At 65.4% G+C, this 17,554-nt stretch carries 21 protein-coding genes; 17 read left to right on the top strand and 4 right to left on the bottom strand.

The annotated features are described in order from the left end of the window. Nucleotides 1–253 precede the first annotated feature (253 nt). Together V4558_03555 and V4558_03550 are read right to left on the bottom strand one after the other, a co-directional pair. The gene (locus tag V4558_03555) at nucleotides 254–2,434 is read right to left on the bottom strand and encodes a DUF5916 domain-containing protein (GenBank protein MES2304552.1); all 2,181 of its coding nucleotides are present in this window, start codon (nucleotides 2,432–2,434) and stop codon (nucleotides 254–256) included. 214 nt (nucleotides 2,435–2,648) lie between these two features. Continuing rightward, nucleotides 2,649–2,861, bottom strand: coding sequence for a cold-shock protein (locus V4558_03550; protein ID MES2304551.1), 213 nt, complete (start codon nucleotides 2,859–2,861; stop codon nucleotides 2,649–2,651). Between the two features lie 349 nt (nucleotides 2,862–3,210). Here V4558_03550 and V4558_03545 point away from each other — a divergent pair, with 349 nt between their 5' ends. The 8 genes from V4558_03545 (at nucleotide 3,211) to V4558_03510 (ending at nucleotide 8,206) form a co-directional block, all read left to right on the top strand. After that, nucleotides 3,211–3,552, top strand: coding sequence for a TfoX/Sxy family protein (locus V4558_03545; protein MES2304550.1), 342 nt, complete (start codon nucleotides 3,211–3,213; stop codon nucleotides 3,550–3,552). Beyond that, nucleotides 3,552–4,487 carry a VOC family protein gene (locus tag V4558_03540; GenBank protein MES2304549.1) on the top strand — a complete coding sequence of 312 codons (936 nt, stop codon included), beginning with the start codon at nucleotides 3,552–3,554 and terminating at the stop codon, nucleotides 4,485–4,487. Before V4558_03545 ends, V4558_03540 begins: the two co-directional genes overlap by 1 nt. Next, a complete protein-coding gene (locus V4558_03535; GenBank protein ID MES2304548.1) occupies nucleotides 4,487–5,071 on the top strand; it encodes an NADPH-dependent FMN reductase in 585 nt (194 codons plus the stop codon). The genes V4558_03540 and V4558_03535 overlap by 1 nt, the downstream gene beginning before the upstream one ends. Beyond that, complete coding sequence (locus tag V4558_03530; GenBank protein MES2304547.1) at nucleotides 5,068–5,451, top strand: hypothetical protein; 384 nt, start codon at nucleotides 5,068–5,070, stop codon at nucleotides 5,449–5,451. The genes V4558_03535 and V4558_03530 overlap by 4 nt, the downstream gene beginning before the upstream one ends. Next, complete coding sequence (locus V4558_03525; GenBank protein ID MES2304546.1) at nucleotides 5,448–6,299, top strand: DUF5829 family protein; 852 nt, start codon at nucleotides 5,448–5,450, stop codon at nucleotides 6,297–6,299. The genes V4558_03530 and V4558_03525 overlap by 4 nt, the downstream gene beginning before the upstream one ends. A gap of 79 nt (nucleotides 6,300–6,378) precedes the next feature. After that, on the top strand, nucleotides 6,379–6,924 hold the full coding sequence (gene msrA, locus V4558_03520) for a peptide-methionine (S)-S-oxide reductase MsrA (protein MES2304545.1): 546 nt from the start codon (nucleotides 6,379–6,381) through the stop codon (nucleotides 6,922–6,924). Beyond that, nucleotides 6,921–7,616 carry a signal peptidase I gene (lepB, locus tag V4558_03515; protein MES2304544.1) on the top strand — a complete coding sequence of 232 codons (696 nt, stop codon included), beginning with the start codon at nucleotides 6,921–6,923 and terminating at the stop codon, nucleotides 7,614–7,616. The genes msrA and lepB overlap by 4 nt, the downstream gene beginning before the upstream one ends. After that, entirely contained in the window at nucleotides 7,613–8,206 is a 594-nt protein-coding gene (locus tag V4558_03510) for a GNAT family protein (protein ID MES2304543.1), read from the top strand. Before lepB ends, V4558_03510 begins: the two co-directional genes overlap by 4 nt. 159 nt (nucleotides 8,207–8,365) lie before the next feature. Here the strand turns inward: V4558_03510 and V4558_03505 are convergent, their stop codons facing one another. Both V4558_03505 and V4558_03500 read right to left on the bottom strand, forming a co-directional pair. Next, nucleotides 8,366–9,166 carry a phosphodiester glycosidase family protein gene (locus V4558_03505; protein ID MES2304542.1) on the bottom strand — a complete coding sequence of 267 codons (801 nt, stop codon included), beginning with the start codon at nucleotides 9,164–9,166 and terminating at the stop codon, nucleotides 8,366–8,368. Between the two features lie 5 nt (nucleotides 9,167–9,171). Next, entirely contained in the window at nucleotides 9,172–9,915 is a 744-nt protein-coding gene (locus V4558_03500) for a hypothetical protein (GenBank protein MES2304541.1), read from the bottom strand. 102 nt (nucleotides 9,916–10,017) lie between these two features. Here V4558_03500 and V4558_03495 point away from each other — a divergent pair, with 102 nt between their 5' ends. The 9 genes from V4558_03495 to V4558_03455 all read left to right on the top strand — a co-directional run bounded on the left by V4558_03495 (nucleotide 10,018) and on the right by V4558_03455 (nucleotide 17,463). After that, nucleotides 10,018–10,869: a neutral zinc metallopeptidase gene (locus tag V4558_03495; protein ID MES2304540.1), complete on the top strand. Its 852-nt coding sequence runs from the start codon at nucleotides 10,018–10,020 to the stop codon at nucleotides 10,867–10,869. Beyond that, complete coding sequence (locus V4558_03490) at nucleotides 10,866–12,380, top strand: DASS family sodium-coupled anion symporter (protein MES2304539.1); 1,515 nt, start codon at nucleotides 10,866–10,868, stop codon at nucleotides 12,378–12,380. Before V4558_03495 ends, V4558_03490 begins: the two co-directional genes overlap by 4 nt. A 44-nt stretch (nucleotides 12,381–12,424) precedes the next feature. Continuing rightward, nucleotides 12,425–12,838, top strand: coding sequence for a hypothetical protein (locus tag V4558_03485; protein MES2304538.1), 414 nt, complete (start codon nucleotides 12,425–12,427; stop codon nucleotides 12,836–12,838). Between the two features lie 33 nt (nucleotides 12,839–12,871). Continuing rightward, complete coding sequence (locus tag V4558_03480) at nucleotides 12,872–13,660, top strand: hypothetical protein (GenBank protein MES2304537.1); 789 nt, start codon at nucleotides 12,872–12,874, stop codon at nucleotides 13,658–13,660. Between the two features lie 84 nt (nucleotides 13,661–13,744). Then, nucleotides 13,745–14,083, top strand: a complete 339-nt coding sequence (locus tag V4558_03475) for a hypothetical protein (GenBank protein ID MES2304536.1) — start codon at nucleotides 13,745–13,747, stop codon at nucleotides 14,081–14,083. Next, on the top strand, nucleotides 14,083–15,210 hold the full coding sequence (locus V4558_03470; protein MES2304535.1) for a P1 family peptidase: 1,128 nt from the start codon (nucleotides 14,083–14,085) through the stop codon (nucleotides 15,208–15,210). Before V4558_03475 ends, V4558_03470 begins: the two co-directional genes overlap by 1 nt. 2 nt (nucleotides 15,211–15,212) lie before the next feature. After that, on the top strand, nucleotides 15,213–15,590 hold the full coding sequence (locus V4558_03465; GenBank protein ID MES2304534.1) for a Rid family detoxifying hydrolase: 378 nt from the start codon (nucleotides 15,213–15,215) through the stop codon (nucleotides 15,588–15,590). Between the two features lie 29 nt (nucleotides 15,591–15,619). Next, on the top strand, nucleotides 15,620–16,762 hold the full coding sequence (locus V4558_03460; GenBank protein MES2304533.1) for a M20/M25/M40 family metallo-hydrolase: 1,143 nt from the start codon (nucleotides 15,620–15,622) through the stop codon (nucleotides 16,760–16,762). Continuing rightward, nucleotides 16,720–17,463 carry a sulfite exporter TauE/SafE family protein gene (locus V4558_03455; protein ID MES2304532.1) on the top strand — a complete coding sequence of 248 codons (744 nt, stop codon included), beginning with the start codon at nucleotides 16,720–16,722 and terminating at the stop codon, nucleotides 17,461–17,463. Before V4558_03460 ends, V4558_03455 begins: the two co-directional genes overlap by 43 nt. Nucleotides 17,464–17,554: the final 91 nt, after the last annotated feature.

Below are 17,554 nucleotides of genomic sequence, written 5' to 3'. Positions count from 1 at the left end.
GGCGCAGGAGCCGCGGTCGTCGGCTCAGGATCCGCGCGTCCGCGATTCGGTCGCGACCGGCGGCGGGCGCTGCCGCCCGCTCGGCGGACGCTCCTGCGAATCGCTCGCCGGCGCAAAGAGCGCCGGCTATGAACGCGCTCCCTACTGATACTCCTCCCGCGGCCCCCGCGCCGAGCCGAGGCGACATCCGTCATCCATCATCCATCATCGATCATCCATCATCGATCATCCATCGACGATCGACGATCGACGTTCACCGAATAAACGTCCTCGTGTACTTCACCAGCAGCGTCCGCTCCTGCGACAACGGCAGCTCGGGTTGTGCCGGCATGAGACGCATCCGGTCCACGTTGAGCCGGTCGTTGTAGACCAGGTAGAGGTCACTTCCTTCGGCGAACTGATAGCGCACGCGGACATTTCCTACGGCGAGCTTCCCTGCGTGATTGTATTGCACGAAGGTCGCCGCCGAGAGTCTCGTGTTCCACGCCGTCTGCAGTTTGAGGCGATAGAGATCGGCGTTGAGCCGCTCGTCGCGTGACGGGAAGCGAATCCGGTTGACTTGCACGTCGCCGCCCACGGCGAAGTGCGACGACAGATTCAGGTTGGGCGTCCAGTGCACGAATGTCTGCCGACCATCGTAGAAGGAGCCGGTCGTGGCATTCAGCACGTAGCTCAGCTTCGAACCGGTCGGACCAACCAGGTGCAATTCCCAGACGCCGAAGTCGTGCTTTCCTGCGGGGACGATGACCGTGCTCGATAGTGGCAACGCCTCCGTGAGGTTCTCCCGTGAGCCGATCCACGCAACCCAGCCGTTGAAACCGGAGGGCAGGCCGAAGTTGATATACGGATAGAGCATCCGCGAATCGACTGCACCATCTGAGTTGCGGCGATACACTCGACCGTAGAAGGAGGGGGCCAGCGAATATCCCTTCTTGCTGATCCAGTTGTAGTCGAGTTCGAGGTCCTGCATCGAGTAGTCCTGACGTTCCTCGAACCCGAGCCCGGGGTTGAAGTCCTTCCCCGACCACTTCCCCGATATCGCGTAGATCAGCCCCTGCGAGGCACGTCGTTCCCACTCTACCCGGAGTTGTGAAGCGTCCCTGCCGCTGCCGGTCACGTCGTCGTTGCTCTGGGCGCCTTGCACGGTCACGTAGTCGTTGCCGAACGGATGCACCAGCGCATCGAGACCATACACGGCGTTATGGTGGCCGTTGCTAAGCCGGCTGGTGACGATGCCACCGATGTAGGAGCCGGGGTTGAAGACGGCCTGACGGGCGCGCAGCACGCCGACATTCTCACTCTCGCCATTGCCGGCATCAACCTGGAGATTCATCGCTCCGAGGTCGAGCGAACCGACACTGCCGACCAGTCGTGCGCCGCCGTAGAGTGTTCGCGGTGTCCCGTCGTCGGCGAGGCCGATCCGTCTGCTGTAGAAGAGCTGGTTGCCGTTGCCGGTGCTGAAGTTGAAGCTCCCCGCGCGCTCGAGAAAGAACTGGCGCTTCTCGGGGAAGAAGAGCGAGAATCGGCTGAGGTTCACCTGCTGGTTGTCGGCCTCGACCTGGGCGAAGTCAGTATTCGCCGTGACGTCGAGAGTGAGCGCATCGCCGACCCGGTACTTGAGGTCTCCGCCGAAATGCGCGCTGTTGCTGACCTCGTGATCGAAGGCGGCGCCGCCGGCGGGGAGGACGGCCTTGCGGCTCGAACCGCCCAGCACATATGGCGTCAGGTAGAGCGGGGCGTGCGGCTTGACGCCTTCGAATGAAATCTTCTGCGCCAGTGACGCGCGCCACAGTGCGTTGGCCATCGTCGACGGCAAGGATGGATAGGTGGCCCATTCGTTCTTCTTTGCCGAGACGCGCAGCGCGATCAGCCCCATCGTCACCCGACCATTCTCCGGCCGGAACCGGAGGCTCGACCACGGGATCCGCATCTCGGCATACCACCCACGGGCATCGCGACTCACTGCCGCATCCCAGTACGTGTTCCAGCTGTTGCTGAAATGCCCGTCGTCGGTCATGTCGTAGTCGGACTTCGCTCCCGTCGGGGTCACCAGGAACCCCACGCCGGTCCGGCCGTCATTGAAGGTGTCGAACATCAGCCGGAAGCGATCGTCGGCGTTGTTGAGTTCGTCGCGGCTGAGCGAGGAACTCTGGATCTCGCTGCCGTTCGCGACAAAGAACCGGGCCGAAGCGTAGAGGTACTCGTCATCGTACGCGAGCCGGACCTCGCTGCTGTCGGTCGGTCGCTTGCCAGCCACCGGCAGGTAGGTCGTCAGCGAGAATGGTGCGACCCCTTGCCACGCCGCCTCATCACTGTGGCCATCCAGCGTGATGGGGGTCGTGATCCGCGTGATCGCGATCGGCTCCTGTGCCGCAAGGGCGCACGGCAGAAGCGCAACAATGAGCAATTGGGTGATACGGGTCGCACCGCGCATGCGCACTCACTCGGTTGGAGATCGCGTGCGACCGGCGGAATGTCGCCGGTCGATCCGAGTGCTCTACGCGAGGCGCGTGACGGAGTTGTGCAGGAACTGCAAAGCGTCGCGGGAAATCGTAATGGAAGGTGGGATCTGTTAGATGCGAAACGGGCGCCCCACTTTCGTGAGGCGCCCGTCCGGTGTCGTGGCTCGAACGCCCCGACGCTTGGCCTTAGCGGCCGAGCTTCACGACGTTCTCTGCCGCCGGGCCCTTCTGGCCCTGAACGATATCGAACTCAACGCGCTCACCTTCGGTAAGCGACTTGAAGCCCTGAGCCTGGATGGCCGAGTGATGGACGAAGCAATCCTTTTCGCCATTCTCGGGGGTGATGAATCCGAAGCCCTTCGCGTCGTTGAACCACTTCACGGTGCCGGTCGTACGCATGCTGTCCTACTCCTGGATGGTGTAATCGGAGTCCGGACGATGCCGTGCTGACCGACTACAGTTTCGCGATCATACCCTCGCGGCGGGGTCGGCTTCCACAGTGTACAGCTCTTGCCGTGCAGTGCGTACGGTCGGAAAAACCAAGGGGACCGGCTGAACGCCGATCCCCTGATAGCGTCCCCTGAAGCCTGCCTGCACCCCGTCGGGTGTAGTGACCGTAGCCTCTAAGCAACAACAGATTGCCGGTTTGCGCAATAGGAAGGGGGGTGGGGGGCCGGCCGGGGTGCCCCAGGGGAGGCCCGGAAGTACGTTCCCCTGACGGATTTTTCCTCTGGGGGAACTTGTGGCCGTGACTCCCGGTTTTCGAGACTACGCGCTGGAACAGCTCGGGCGGAGCGCCCCCGGGGCCAGAGCGCGCGCGATGTTTGGCGGGGTGAGCGTCGCGACGACCGAAGGCACCTTCGCCCTGATTGATGACGATATCGTCTACCTCAAGGGCGACCGGCAGAACCGCGATCAGTTCGTCGCCGCCGGCTGGCCGGCCTTCCACCCGTTCGGGGCGGATGGGTCGGCGATGGGGTATTTCGCCGTGCCGGGGGAGCTGCTCGAGGATGCCGAGGCGCTCGCTCCCTGGGTTCTACTGGCACGAGAAGCGGCGCATCGGGCGCCCACCAAGAAGAGGAAAGGCTGATGGAAACCAACATGCGACTCGACGGGATTCACCACATCTCCTGTATCACGGGAGATGCCCCGGGCAATCTCGATTTCTATACCCGGGTGCTCGGCCTCCGGCTCGTGGCCAAGAGCGTGAACCAGGACGACCCCACCGTCTACCACCTCTTCTACGCCGACGAAGTCGGCTCGCCAGGCTCCGACCTGACCTTCTTCGAGTACCCGGGCGCACTGCCGGGCCGCGCGGGGGCGGGAATGGTCCACCGGATCACCTTCCGGGTGATGTCGGACGCCGCGCTCGATTTCTGGGCCGCTCGTCTGGCCGCCGAGAACATCAGCAGCACCCGGCATGGTCGTCACCTCCAGTTCGCCGACCCGGAAGGACTCGGCCTCGAACTGGTGGTGCAGGACGTGACCGACGCGCCCTTGATTGCCGAGCATCGGGAAATTCCCCACGCCTTTGCGATCGCGGGCTTCGAGGGCGTGCGGGCCTATGGTGCCCGGACTACCGCCACGCGACAGCTGCTCGAAGGGGTGATGGGCGCGGAGCTGGTGGGTGAGCAGGAGTGGGAGCTCGAGGGCACCTCGCGCGTCGGGACCATCGCTTACGATCCGCCACCCGATCTCCCCGGCCGGCAGGGTGGGGGCACGGTACACCACGTGGCCTGGGCCACGGAAATGGCGGAGCACGACAGCTGGCTGCAGCGACTCCACCAGGCCGGGGTGTCGTCGACGCCGGTGATCGATCGTCACTACTTTCGCTCGATCTACTATCGCGAGCCAAGCGGCGTACTCTTCGAGCTGGCGTCGAAGGGGCCTGGCTTTACCATCGATTCGCCAGTGGCCGAACTCGGCAAGCGAATCATCCTGCCGCCGCAATTCGAATCGCAGCGCGCGGCGATTGAAGCACGATTGACCCCCTTGCCCGATCCCCGGGCGGACTGGAGCGCGTGATGAGTGGTGAAGTGCTGCACCTGGTTGGCTTCTCGGGATCGCTGCGTGCGGCCTCGTACAACAGTGCCCTGCTGCGCGAGGTCGTGACGATGTTGCCCGCCACCGTGCGCATCACGATTCACAGCATCGCCGACATCCCGCTCTTCAATGAAGACGTGGAAGAGCAGGGAACACCCGAGGCGGTGCTCGCACTCCATCGTGCCATTCGCGCGTCGGACGGCGTGGTGATGGCGACGCCGGAATACAATCACGGTATTCCCGGTGTGCTCAAGAACACCCTCGATTGGCTGTCGCGTGGCACGCCACACGCCTTCTATGGTGTGCCCAGCGCGATCCTCGGTGGCAGCAACGGCTTGATCGGCACCACGCGCTCACAAGCCGCCACACGCCAGACGCTGGCCACCTTGAACTCGCCCTGCCTTCCGTTTCCCCAGGTGCTGGTGTCGCGGGTTCAGGACAAGATGGACGCCAACCTCAAGCTCACCGACGAGTCGACGCGCAAGTTCATTCAGGCCTGGCTGGTGGAAGTCGAGCGGTGGATGCGCCGCTTTCCGCGCAGCGAACGCGAGGCGGCCAGCGCGTGACCGGACACACCCCCTCCGAACCATTCACACGCGCCTCCATCTTCCTCGGCCCGCTCTTCGAAGCGCACGGGTTCCGGGTGGTCGCGCGTGAGTATGCCGAGGGGAGTGAGGCCAGCGCATCGGCCGAGTACGCGCTGGGCGACATTCGCCTCCGTCTCGCGTGGGATGGCGAGGAACGTGTGATCTGGATCGAGGCCGCGCGCCAGTCCGGCGGGGCGGTCGTGAGTCGGTGGACCGACATCGAGTGGGCCGTTGCGGGGAAGCGCCTGCCGCCAGACGACGATTTGAGCGACGCGCGTCTCGAGACGCTGGCAAACGCGCTGGTCGCGTTCCTGGCGCGCGGGCGCGGCGCCACGGACGCCGCGGAGAAGGCCTCATGAGACGGACGCTGCTGCTGTTGCTCACGCTCTGCACCACCCGCACGCTGGCCGCACAGGGCCCGGCGGCGCCCGTGCTGCTGAACCACCTGTCCGCCGTACTCGACTCGGCCACCTTTGCGGACGTGGCCGCATCGCCGTTCCTGCTGGCGCAGTTCGCTGCGTCTCGCGGCAAGATGCCGCTCGTCTGGTTCGGCAAGCACACCTATCTCGAACTCTTTGACCCGCACGGTCTCGAGACAGCCCAGTTGGGCGATGTCGGCATCGCCCTGGGCGTCGAGACACCGGGCGCGATCGCGTCGATCGCGCAGCGCTTCAGCGGACTTGGTGCGCCGTTTGATACCGCGACCGAACGTCGCGGCACGCCGCCACAGAGCGAACCGTTCTACCACACCTTCCGACCTGGTGGCGCCGACGCGACATCGCGACGCGCGACGCTCTGGGTGATGGAGTACGCGCTCGACGCGGCACGTTCACAGAGTCGCAAGGATTCGCTCCCCGACAGCGACCGCGGACGCGACCGGTTCCTTGCCGATCGCTTCGACCCGACGCGCCTGCTCTCCGATATCACCGGGGCAACCATGGCGATCCCGGTCGATGACATCACCCGCTTCGTGCGCGCGATGGAGCGGCTGAACGTCGAGGTGATCCGTGAGGGCGAGGGGGCGATCGTCCGCTTCCCGTCGTTCACCCTGCGGCTGATTCCTGCCTGGGAGCGGCCTGGACTGCGCCGACTCGAGTTCTCCCTGGTCCGCGAGGCCGAAGCCAATCCGTCGCTCCGTTTCGGCGGCCACTCCCGGCTCCGTTTCGGGCCGGGGCGGGTGGCCAGCTGGGACTTCGCGCTGCCCTGAGCCGCCCGCTCCCCGCCGGAACTTCTGGGAGGCCGGAAACCTTATATCCGGCGCAGGATTCGATCTACAGGAGTGATATATGTCCAGCACAAATCGTGAGACTGCCGTCTTTGGTGGCGGTTGTTTCTGGTGTCTCGAGGCGATCTTCGAGCGACTCGAGGGAGTTGATCGCGTGGTGTCCGGCTATTCGGGTGGTCCGCGGCCGGCGCCGAGCTATGAGCAGGTCTGTTCCGGAGCGACCGGGCACGCCGAGGTGATCGAAGTCACCTTCGACCCGGCCGTTCGGTCGTACCGCGAGCTGGTGGAGCTCTTCTTTGCCTTCCACGACCCGACCACCCTCAATCGGCAAGGCCCCGACAGCGGCACCCAGTACCGGTCGGTGATCTTCACCACGACCCCGGCGCAGGCCGTGATCGCCCGCGAGGTCATCGCCGCCCTGACCGCGGACGCGACCTTCGACGACCCGATCGTGACCGAGGTTGCACCGCTGGAACGGTTCTGGCCGGCGGAGGAGTACCATCAGCAGTACTTCCAGCGGAACCCCAGTCGGGCGTATTGTGCAGCGATGATTGCGCCCAAGGTTGCCAAACTCCGTCAGCGGTATGCCGCGGTGGTCAAGTCGTGAACAGCACTGGGAAGAAGGTGTTGGAGTGGGTCCGGGCCGCGGCCTGGGCCCTGGGGATCTGGCTGGTGCTCAGCACCTTCCTGGTACAGGCCTACTTCATTCCTTCTCCCAGCATGGAGTCGACGCTCCTCGTGGGCGACGTGCTCTTCGTCAACAAGTTCCTCTTCGGCGCCAAGGTGCCGTTCATCAACGCGCATATGCCCGCCGTGCGCAATCCGAAGCACGGCGACATCGTGGTCTTCATTTCGCCGATTGAAGATTCGACGCTGGTCAAGCGCCTCATCGGGTTGCCGGGCGACACCCTCGAGATGAAGACTGGTGTGCTCTACCGGAACGGCAAGGCGCTCGAGGAACCGTACGCACAGCAGCTCGAGCCCGACAACAAGCTCGATCCGGGCACGCGCGCCGAAATGCGGACGCTGCATTTGCCGCACTACATCGGGGCCGACAAGGCGAACTACCTCCCCGATGTCCACGACTGGGGTCCGCTGCTCGTGCCGCCCGATTCGCTCTGGATGATGGGTGACAATCGCGATCACTCGCGCGACTCGCGCTTCTGGGGCTTCGTCCCTCGGAAGAATGTGCGCGGCACGCCGATCATCATTTATTACTCGTGGGATGCCGGCAGCTATCGGCCGCTACCGTTCTTCACAGCCACCCGCTGGGGCCGGCTCTTCCACATTCCCCGATGAGCCCGCCGCTCACTCCGGTCACGCTCGAGGGGCGGGTCGTCCGTCTCGAGCCGCTGACCCTCGACCACTTCGAGCTGCTCGCCGAAGTCGCGCTCCATCCCGACCTCTGGGCGCTGACGGTATCACGCCTGGAATCGCGAGACGATCTCCAGCGCTGGATCGAGTCGGCACTCGTGGAACAACACGCCGGTCGCGCCTTGCCGTTTGTGACCATCGAGCGCGCCAGCGGCCGGATCGCGGGATCGACGCGCTACGGCAACTATTCAGCGTTCGACGGTCGCGTCGAAATCGGGTGGACCTGGGTCGCACCCGAGTGGCAGCGCAGCGGCGTCAATACCGATGCGAAATATCTGATGCTGACCCACGCCTTCGAAACGCTCGGCTGCGGTCGTGTCGAACTCAAGACCGATGCGTTGAATCACCGCTCTCGCAATGCCATGCTCAGGATCGGAGCGAAGGAGGAAGGAACCCTCCGCAAGCACGCGCGCACGGAAGGCGGGCGGACCCGGGATACCGTCTATTTCAGCATTGTGGATGACGAGTGGCCGGGGGTGAAGCGGAAACTGGAAGGGATGATGGATGACAGATGATGGATGACAGATGACAGATGACAGATGATGGATGATGGATGATGGATGATGGATGGGCGATGCTGTCATCCTGAGCGTAGCCCGCGAAGCGGGCGAAGTCGAGGGAGCACCCTCTCACCGCCGAGACCAACTCATCTGTCATCTGTCATCTGTCATCCATCATCCATAGCACTTCGTCACGGCACGCCCCACCACCCCCATCGGCACCAGTCTCCAGTTCGTCCACTTCACCAGCGCACCCGAACGCTCTCGCATCGCGAGCTGACTCGAGAGTCCACCATCGAGGCCGACCGCGCGCGTCGCACCGAGGCGGCGCATCAGCGTCGCGAGTTCGGGAATGGTCGGGCCATAGGGGAGTGTGGATCCGATGCCGGCCACTGCCTCGAAGCGCGTCAGCAGCAGGAGAACCTGTCCCGAACTGGTGGTGCCGAGGGCGAGTCGCGAGTCGCGGTGCATGAGGTCGACACCGCGGCCCGGAGCGCGCAGTTCGCGCGGCGGCACGCTGTCGACAAGCAGTGTGGGATACGACTGGAACGCCGCTCGCACGTTGGTTCGCAGCGCCGGGATTTCTGCCGGCGTGACAAGTGACACCCGGCCAGATGCGCCGAGGGTGATCGCCATTGCCAGTGTTCCGCTTCCGGGAGGTTGCACCTCGACGCCGTCGCGGACGTGCCAGCCCCAGGGTGCCCCGCCTCGGAACTGACCGGCGTTGAAGGCCAGCATCGCCTGATCCGGCAGGGAATCGACTGCCCACGCGCCCAGCGTTCCTTCATCGCGGCTCCGCTCCACCAGCTCGAGACGAACCCGGCACGGGTCGAGGCGCAGCGCCACGATGCGCACTCGGGACAACGGCCCCGAGCGCGCAGCAAGAAATTCGGCGCGCTCGAGGCCGGGCTGGACTTCACGCCACGGAATCACCGACGCAAGCGCGAGGGCGAGCGTCCACCCCGACGCCAGCATTGTCGTCAGCTCACCGCTTGCAGGGCCGCAAGCAGCGCATCGCAACGCGGCGCCAGATTCGCGGTCTCACTGGGCAGGTAGACGAAGTAGATGTTGCGCCCCTGGCCCGGGATCCGGACATCGGCGGCCGCGCGAGTCGCCGCATCGGCACTGCAGAAGGGGATGATCCGTTCCTTGAGCACGGCGTACGTTCGTCCGTCGAGACCGCTCCGCTCCAGGCCGGCAGCGTATCCCTTGCTGCGAACCATGCTCTCCCGCTGCGACTCGGGATAGCCACCCGGATTGGCGCCGCATTTCGCCGTCATGTACGCCGCGGCGTCCTCGGCAAATTTTTTGGCGACATCATTCATCGCCTCGGGAGTTGTCGCCTTGGGCGAGTTTTCGAGGTAGCTGTTGTAGATCTTCTGGTAGCCGGGGGACATCGCCACGTTCTGCGAGCAGGTGGCATACACCGCCGGTGACTTGATCGACGCGATGATCTTGAGCTGTTCCTGCCGCCCCACGCGCTCAGCCGCAAGCGCCGTGGTGAACCGGTCGAGGTTGGCGGCGGTGAGTTCGAAAGCGGGGTTGACCCGCACCGGTCCGGCCGGGGCTTGGGCGCTGCCGGCTGCCGTGCCGACGGGCTTGTCGATCCCGGCCGCCTCCTTGGCCTTCTTGACCAGCTTGCCGAACTGCGCCGTTGCCGGGGCAGGTGAGAGGGTCAGCGCGAGGGTCAGGGCCCCCAGGGTGCCGCGCGAAACGAGCTGCATGATGTTGCTCCAGTAGGTTCCGTTCGTCTTACATTTGGAAGCCGCCCTTTGTTTCAAAACGTCCCAAATGCCCCCGGAAAGTAATCCTGGGAGGAGCCCGCCATGCGCTGGAACCCGATGGGCCGTTCCTCCAATCTCGAAGATCAACGTGGTGGCGGAGGCCTTCGTGGCCCCGGCCTCGGCGGTCTCGGCATTGGTGGAGTGGTCCTGGTCGTCATTGTTGCCCTGGTCACCAAGCAGAATCCGCTCACCCTGCTCAGCGAGCTGCAGGGGTCGGGAGCGGTCACCACCTCGGCCGGTGTGGCCCTGAACGATTCGAGCGAGGAGAAGACGGTCCAGTTCGTCTCCTTCGTCCTCGATGATGCCCAGAAATACTGGGCCGCGGAGGTCCCGAATCAGGGCGGCAGCTGGCAGGACGCCAAACTGGTGCTCTTTCGCGATCAGGTCGAGTCGGCGTGCGGTCTCGCCCAGTCGGCCTCGGGACCGTTTTACTGCCCCGGCGATCAGAAGGTGTATATCGATCTCGGATTTTATCGGGAGCTCGAGGAGAAGTTCGGCGCGCCAGGCGACTTCGCCGAGGCCTACGTGCTCGCGCACGAGATCGGCCACCACGTGCAGGCGATGATGGGAACCGAAGCAAAGGTGCGCGAGGTGCAGTCGCAGCAGCCCGGTCAGGCCAACGCGCTCTCGGTCAGGCTCGAACTGCAGGCCGACTGTTACGCCGGCATCTGGGGGCACACCGCCGCGAAGGAAGGCCATCTCGATGCTGGCGACATTGAAGAGGGGCTCGCCGCTGCGGCCGCGGTGGGTGACGACCGCCTGCAACGGATGTCGGAAGGGGCCGTGCATCCGGAATCGTGGACCCATGGTTCGTCGGCAGATCGAGCGCGCTGGTTCCGGCGCGGCTTCGACAGCGGCGACATGGGTAACTGCGACACCTTCGCCGACCGTTGAGCGATACCGAGGAGGTCTCGCTCGCATTCAGCCTCGGCGAGGCACGGTTCGACCGGCTGCGCCGTCGCGCCGGTTTCGTGCTCGCACCGACTGCCGCCCTCGCGGTGGCCCTCGCCGAACTTCCGTCGCTGACTCCCGAGGCACATCGACTCGCGTCGGTGATGATCGCGGTGGTGATCTTCTGGGTCTGCGAATCCCTCCCGATGCCGGTCACCGCGCTCCTCGGCGCCTCGCTCTGCGTCGTGCTGAATGTGGCACCCGCGAAGGCGGTCTTCGCGCCGTTCGCCGATCCGTTGATGTTTCTCTTCATCGGGTCGTTCATCCTGGCGCAGGCAATCTTTCATCACGGTCTCGACCGACGGATGGCGTTTGCCGTGCTCTCGCGGCGATGGATCGGCGCGTCACCCGCCCGGATCCTGCTGGGTTTTGGCGCCGTGACCGCCGCGATCAGCGGCTGGATTTCCAACACCGCCACGACCGCGATGATGTTCGGCATCGGCCTCTCGATTCTCCGGGTGCTCTACCAGAAGAAGGACGGCGAGCCGAGCGTCCTCAACCCGATGTGGGCGTGTGGCCTGATGCTGATGACCTCATTTGCGGCGTCGATCGGCGGGCTCGCAACACCCGTCGGAACGCCGCCCAACGTCATCGGACTCGGCTTCATCCGCGGACAGCTCGGGGTCGAGATTCCCTTCTTCTCGTGGATGCTCGTCGGCATCCCGACCGTGCTGATTCTCTTCGCCGTGCTGTTCGTGTTGATCAACTTCCTTTCGCCAGCCGGGGTGCGTGTCCTTCCGGGGGGTCGGGAGGTCGTTGAGGCGGGCCGCGCGGCGCTCGGTCCGTGGACCCGCGGACAGCGCTCGACTCGTCTGGCCTTCGGGGTAACAGTGGCGCTCTGGGTCCTGCCAGGCGTCCTTGCTGTCGTGCTGGGCGACCGGCACCCCACAACACTCGCGGTCGCTGCGCGTCTTCCAGAGGGTGTCGTCGCGATCCTTGGTGCCATCCTGCTCTTCCTCCTCCCGGGTGAGGCGGGGGGGCGGGCGATCACCTGGCGTGAGGCCACGAAGATCGACTGGGGCGTGGTGCTCCTCTATGGCGGCGGCTTTGCACTCGGGACGCTGGCGTTCCAGACTGGTCTCGCGGAGGTGATCGGGCGCAGTGCGACCTCGCTGCTCCCGAGCGGGCCGTTCGGTCTGCTCTGTGCCGCGACGATAGTGGCGGTGTTGTTGTCCGAGACTACATCCAACACCGCCTCGGCCAACATGGTGGTCCCGGTCGTCATTGCGATTGCGCGGGCCGCCCATGTCGACCCGCTGCTCCCGGCCCTGGGGGCCACGATGGGGGCGTCGCTCGGATTCATGCTCCCGGTCTCGACTCCGTGCAACGCGATCGTGTACGGTTCGGGGGTCGTTCCGCTGTCGATGATGATGCGCGCCGGACTGATTCTCGACGTGATCGGGACGGCGGTGATCATCGGAGCGGTTTCGCTGCTCGGCCCGTTGCTCCGCTGAGATGGCGGCGCGTGCGGGGGTTTCTCTCAGGTGGAGGTGGTCCCATGTCGAATGTTGGCCGACGGATCTACGCGGTACTCGCGGCGCTTGCGGTGGCGTGGTGCATTGTCTTTCTCGTCGAGACGCTCTCGGGCCGGATGATGCCCGTCCCCGCCGGGACGAATACTCTCGACGCCGATCAGCTCAAGAAGGCCATCGAGGCGGGTGAGATTCCCTTCTCGGCGATGCTCCTCGTGCTCGGGGGCTGGCTGCTCGGGGCCTACGCCGGTGGCAGGACGGCGGCGCGGCTCGGGGGAAAGGTCGGCGCAGTGATCGTCTTCACGGTGCTCTTCACGACCATTGTGGTGCTCAACCTGATGGCCATCCCCCACCCGACCTGGATGTGGATCGGTGGCTGCCTCGGGGTGCCGCTGCTGGCGCTCGGAGCGGCCGGTGACAGCATTACGATTCGGGGCTGATATTTCCGGAACTCATTTTGGAGGTTGGTCCCAATGTTCGGTTTGCGTCCTGCACTCGCCTTGCTCTGGTTCCCTCTGGTGGCCGCCCCGGCCCCGGCGCCGCCAGTGGTCACGATTGGCTTCCACGATTTCTCGTTCGATGCACCGGCGACCCTGCCTGCGGGTGCGGTCACCTTCAAGGGCGTCAATCTGGGCAAGAATCCGCATCACGGGATGCTGATCAAGCTCGCCGCGGGCAAGAGCGCCACTGATCTGGTCGCGGCTCTGGCGAAGCCCGGTCCCCCGCCCACCTGGGCGACGATGCTGGGCGGGCCGCAGGAAGGTTCGGAAGTCACCTTGAACCTGGCGGCCGGCAACTATGTCTGGATCTGCATGGTTCCCGGTCCTGACGGCGCCCCACACATTGCGAAGGGGATGATGAAGCCCTTCACGGTGACACCGAGCAAGGCGCCGGCCCCGTTGCCGACGGCCGACCTCACGGCGTCAATGGCCGACTACACCTGGACCTTCTCCAAGCCGCTGACCACCGGCCGCCACGTCGTGAAGTTCACGACCGCTCCGGGTCAGCCGCACGAGCTGGTCATCTGGAAGCTCGCGCCAGGGAAGACGGTCAAGGATCTCGCCGCCTGGGCCGAAAAGCTGAACGGTCCGCCGCCGGCGCAGGTGGTTGGTGGTGTCGCTCCGGCTCAGGCCGGAATCGACAACTACGCCACGCTCAACCTCACGGCGGGCAGCTACGCGCTGATCTGCTTCCTGCCGGATGCCAAGGACGGCAAGGAGCACATGAAGCACGGAATGGTGCAGGAACTCACCCTCAAGTGAGGGTCTGCCGGTGACGAATGGGAGAGGGCGGCTCGAAGGCGAGCCGCCCTCGTCTTTCCCCCCCTCGGGTGGCATCTTCCCCTGATGCGTCATCTTCGGGTTGCACTCGTCGCCTGGCTCGTGACCACCGCCGGTGCCATCATCGGCGCTTTCATCGGCAACTTCTTCGGACGTCAGGGACTCTTTCTCTCGGCCACAATCGTCGGCACGCTTGCGGTGCTGGTCGCGATCCGGATTCTCGTCGAGCGCGGCTGGCTCGATGGCGATCGTCGGAAGGGGGGAGCGATCGGCGGCTTCGTGGGCCTCGCCCTTGGCGCTCCACTCGCGCTGATGAACATGGATTCGCCCGTGATCGGGGTCGCCGCGCTCTCGCTGGTCGGTATCTGCGTGCTGCTCGGTGCCGGACCCAACGCGGTGCGCTGATGCGGCTCCTCTTCGCCTTCCTGCTCTGCTGCCCTGCGCTGCTCATCGGCCAGGCCCGTCCACGAGCACGTGACCTCGGCGTGGCACCCGGTATCTTCGCGCCCGGCGCGCTCAATGCGATCACCGATGTGACGGGAGTGCGAGTGGGGCAGAGCACTGTGATTTCCGGCGACTCGATCCACACCGGTGTCACCGCAATCCTGCCACACGGCGGCGATCTCTTTCGGGAGCGCGTGCCTGCGGCAATCCACGTCGGCAACGGCTTCGGCAAACTGCTCGGCAGCACGCAAGTCGGCGAGCTCGGTGAACTCGAGACGCCGATCCTGCTGACCTGTACCCTCTGTGTATGGCGCGCTGCCGATGCGATGGTCGCGTGGTTGCTCGCCCGACCAGGGATGGAGCAGGTGCGGTCGATCAACCCGGTCGTCGCCGAGACGAACGACGGCGGCCTCAACGCCATCCGGCTCCGGCCGATCACGCCGGCTGATGTCGTGCACGCGCTCGAGAGCGCCTCCGACGGGCCCGTCGCCGAAGGGAGTGTCGGCGCCGGAACCGGAACAATCGCCTTCGGGTGGAAGGGTGGGATCGGCACTTCGTCGCGGAAGCTTCCGGCCTCGCTCGGCGGCTTCACCGTCGGCGTGCTGGTGCAGACCAACTTCGGCGGCGTCCTGCAGATGATGGGGGCGCCGATCGGCCAGGCTCTCGGACGCTTCTCCTACCGCAACGCGCTGTTGCGCGAACGCGGTGATGGATCCGTGATCATCGTGGTCGCGACCGACGCGCCGCTTTCCGAACGCCAGCTTGCGCGTGTGGCGGCGCGCGGCATGATGGGCCTCGCGCGGACCGGCGCTGATGGCTCCAACGGCTCGGGAGATTACGTCATCGCCTTCTCGACGTCGCCACTGGTTCGTCGACGCCCCGCCGATGGCAACACGCGGAACCTGCAGACCCTCGGCGACGACGCCGTCTCGCCCGTGTTCGAGGCAACGATCGAGGCGACGGAAGAGGCGATCTACAACTCGCTGTTGCAGGCGACGTCGGTCAGCGCGCGCGGCGGTACCATCACCGCCCTGCCGATCGATTCGGTCCGTGCCATCCTCAAGCGCTCGGGAGTATCGAAGCCGTGACGATGCAATTCATCAATAGCGACAATGCACCGCGTGCCGGCGGGCACTACAGTCAGGCCGTGGTACACAACGGACTGGCCTATGTCTCGGGGCAACTTCCGCTCGATCCCGCAACGGGCCAGGTCGTCTCCGACGACATCACGCTGCAGGCCGAGCGGACGCTCGACAATATTGCCGCGATTCTGCAGGCGGCCGGGAGTGGGCTCGATCAGGTGCTCTCGCTCACCATCTTCGTGCTGACTCGTGATGACTGGGCGCCGGTGAACGCGGTCTGCGTGAGCCGTTTCGGCAATCATCGTCCTGCGCGTGCCATTGTCGGTGCCGCCAATCTCAAGCCGGGCTGTCGCATCGAGATAACGGCGATCGCCGTGGTTCGCTGAGCTTCCGTTCTTCCCTCCAGGAGTTGTTCGTGACTACTCGCGCTACCCTGATTGCGATGGTGCTCCTTGCGGCGTGTGCCGGGTCCGGCGCGCGCAGTGCCGCTCCCGGTACCGACCCCGACCGCGCCAATGTCGAGCGGCTGCTGCGCACCCTCGCGCACGACTCGATGGAAGGGCGCGGGACCGGCACGCCGGGCGGTGAGCGCGCCGCGCGCTTCCTGATAGCCGAGATGAAGCGGATCGGGCTCAAGCCGGGCGGCGATGACAAGAGCTACTCGCAGCTGGTGCCGGTCTACCTCCGGCCGGCGACCACGCGGCAGACGGTGCCGCAGACTTGCATTGTCGACTCGATCAGCAAGGCACGCAGCTGCAAGCCGACGCCGGGCGCCGCGCCGGTCACGCAACAGGTGCCACAGCGGATCGCGGCCCTGCCCACGTTCAAGGACGTCGACACCGTGCCTGCCGATCGCCGTCGGGTCACGCGCAACGTGATCGGGATGATCCCGGGAAGCGACCCGGTCCTCAAAAACGAAGTGATCATCGTGCTGTCGCACTACGATCACCTCGGCATTGGTCGGCCGGAAAATGGCGACTCGATCTACAACGGTGCCGATGATGATGCCTCGGGCACCGTGGCAGTGCTGGAAGTCGCGCGGCACCTGCTGGCCGGGCCGAAGCCGAAGCGCACCGTGGTCTTCGCGAACATGACCGGTGAGGAGATGGGGCTGGTCGGCACGCGCTACTTCCTTGCCCATCCGACGATCCCGCTCGAGCGGATCGTGGCCGGACTCGAGGTCGAGATGATCGGCCGTCCCGATTCGCTCGCAGGCGGCCCAGGCAAGGCGTGGCTCACCGGCTACGAGCGATCGACGATGGGCGACATGCTCAAGCAGTATGGCATTGCCATCGTGCCCGACCCACGGCCGTCGCAGAACTTCTTCCAGCGCAGTGACAACTACGGCTTCGCGGTCCGCGGGATCGTGGCGCACACACTCTCGACGTTCAACCTGCACACCGACTACCATCACGCCGGCGATGACGTCGACAAGGTGGATTTTGCTCACATGACGGCAGTGACGCGCGCGGCGGCGGAAGCCGTGCGTCATCTGGCCGATGGTCCCCGGCCCGAGTGGCATTCCGGCGGGAAGCCGGCAGCATCGGCGCCGCGCTGATCTTCATCGCCGCGCTGCTCTACAGCGCGGTGGGTCACGCCGGTGCCTCAGGCTACCTGGCGGTGATGGCTTTTCTCGGTACCGCGCCGTCGAGCATGCGCCCGGCGGCGCTGGTGCTGAACCTGCTCGTGGCCGCGATCGGCACGGTGCAGTTCGCCCGCGCCGGCTATTTCCGCTGGTCCCTCTTCTGGCCCTTCGCCCTCGGCTCGGTCCCGGCGGCGTATCTCGGCGGCCGACTCGCTCTCCCCGGCAACTGGTACCGCGTCATTGTCGGCGTGGTGCTGCTTCTCTCGGCACTGCGCTTCGTGATTACGTTGCGCGCGGACGACACCGTCCGGCGCGAGGCGCCACGACCGCTCGCCTTTGTGGCGGGATGCTTCCTCGGTTTGCTCTCGGGGCTTACAGGCGTCGGAGGCGGGATTTTTCTATCACCACTTCTGCTGATGGCAGGATGGGCCGACCTCCGCACAACTGCAGCGACCTCGGCCGCGTTCATCCTGGTGAATTCGGCGGCGGGGTTGCTCGGGCAGGGCGCGCACCTCGATGCGTTGCCGACCCCGATCGTGCTGTGGGCCATCGCTGCCGTACTCGGCGGTATCATCGGCTCGCAACTCGGCAGTCGGAGACTCGGTGGCGCAGCGTTGCGCGGGACGCTGGCGACGGTGCTGGTGGTGGCTGGTGTGAAGTTGATACTTCGATAGAAGATGACAGATGACAGATGACAGATGACAGATGACAGATGATGGATTGGCGTGGCTGACGTTCCGCCTCTGCACAGGATGAAGGTCCGCC

The sequence above is a fragment of the Gemmatimonadota bacterium genome (assembly GCA_040388535.1).
Classification (GTDB): Bacteria; Gemmatimonadota; Gemmatimonadetes; order Gemmatimonadales; family GWC2-71-9; genus Palsa-1233.
Note: the sequence above shows the minus strand (reverse complement) of the source record. Positions and strands in the feature narration are given on the sequence as shown.

What these genes read in the sequence shown, in the direction of transcription:
- V4558_03555 (MES2304552.1), bottom strand. Translation starts at nt 2,434, where the DNA reads ATGCGCGGTGCGACCCGTATCACCCAATTGCTCATTGTTGCGCTTCTG.
- V4558_03470 (MES2304535.1), top strand. Translation starts at nt 14,083, where the DNA reads ATGCGGCTCCTCTTCGCCTTCCTGCTCTGCTGCCCTGCGCTGCTCATC.
- V4558_03540 (MES2304549.1), top strand. Translation starts at nt 3,552, where the DNA reads ATGGAAACCAACATGCGACTCGACGGGATTCACCACATCTCCTGTATC.
- V4558_03550 (MES2304551.1), bottom strand. Translation starts at nt 2,861, where the DNA reads ATGCGTACGACCGGCACCGTGAAGTGGTTCAACGACGCGAAGGGCTTC.
- V4558_03465 (MES2304534.1), top strand. Translation starts at nt 15,213, where the DNA reads ATGCAATTCATCAATAGCGACAATGCACCGCGTGCCGGCGGGCACTAC.
- V4558_03485 (MES2304538.1), top strand. Translation starts at nt 12,425, where the DNA reads ATGTCGAATGTTGGCCGACGGATCTACGCGGTACTCGCGGCGCTTGCG.
- V4558_03505 (MES2304542.1), bottom strand. Translation starts at nt 9,166, where the DNA reads ATGCTGGCGTCGGGGTGGACGCTCGCCCTCGCGCTTGCGTCGGTGATT.
- V4558_03500 (MES2304541.1), bottom strand. Translation starts at nt 9,915, where the DNA reads ATGCAGCTCGTTTCGCGCGGCACCCTGGGGGCCCTGACCCTCGCGCTG.
- V4558_03475 (MES2304536.1), top strand. Translation starts at nt 13,745, where the DNA reads ATGCGTCATCTTCGGGTTGCACTCGTCGCCTGGCTCGTGACCACCGCC.
- V4558_03525 (MES2304546.1), top strand. Translation starts at nt 5,448, where the DNA reads ATGAGACGGACGCTGCTGCTGTTGCTCACGCTCTGCACCACCCGCACG.
- V4558_03535 (MES2304548.1), top strand. Translation starts at nt 4,487, where the DNA reads ATGAGTGGTGAAGTGCTGCACCTGGTTGGCTTCTCGGGATCGCTGCGT.
- V4558_03510 (MES2304543.1), top strand. Translation starts at nt 7,613, where the DNA reads ATGAGCCCGCCGCTCACTCCGGTCACGCTCGAGGGGCGGGTCGTCCGT.
- V4558_03495 (MES2304540.1), top strand. Translation starts at nt 10,018, where the DNA reads ATGCGCTGGAACCCGATGGGCCGTTCCTCCAATCTCGAAGATCAACGT.
- V4558_03480 (MES2304537.1), top strand. Translation starts at nt 12,872, where the DNA reads ATGTTCGGTTTGCGTCCTGCACTCGCCTTGCTCTGGTTCCCTCTGGTG.
- msrA (MES2304545.1), top strand. Translation starts at nt 6,379, where the DNA reads ATGTCCAGCACAAATCGTGAGACTGCCGTCTTTGGTGGCGGTTGTTTC.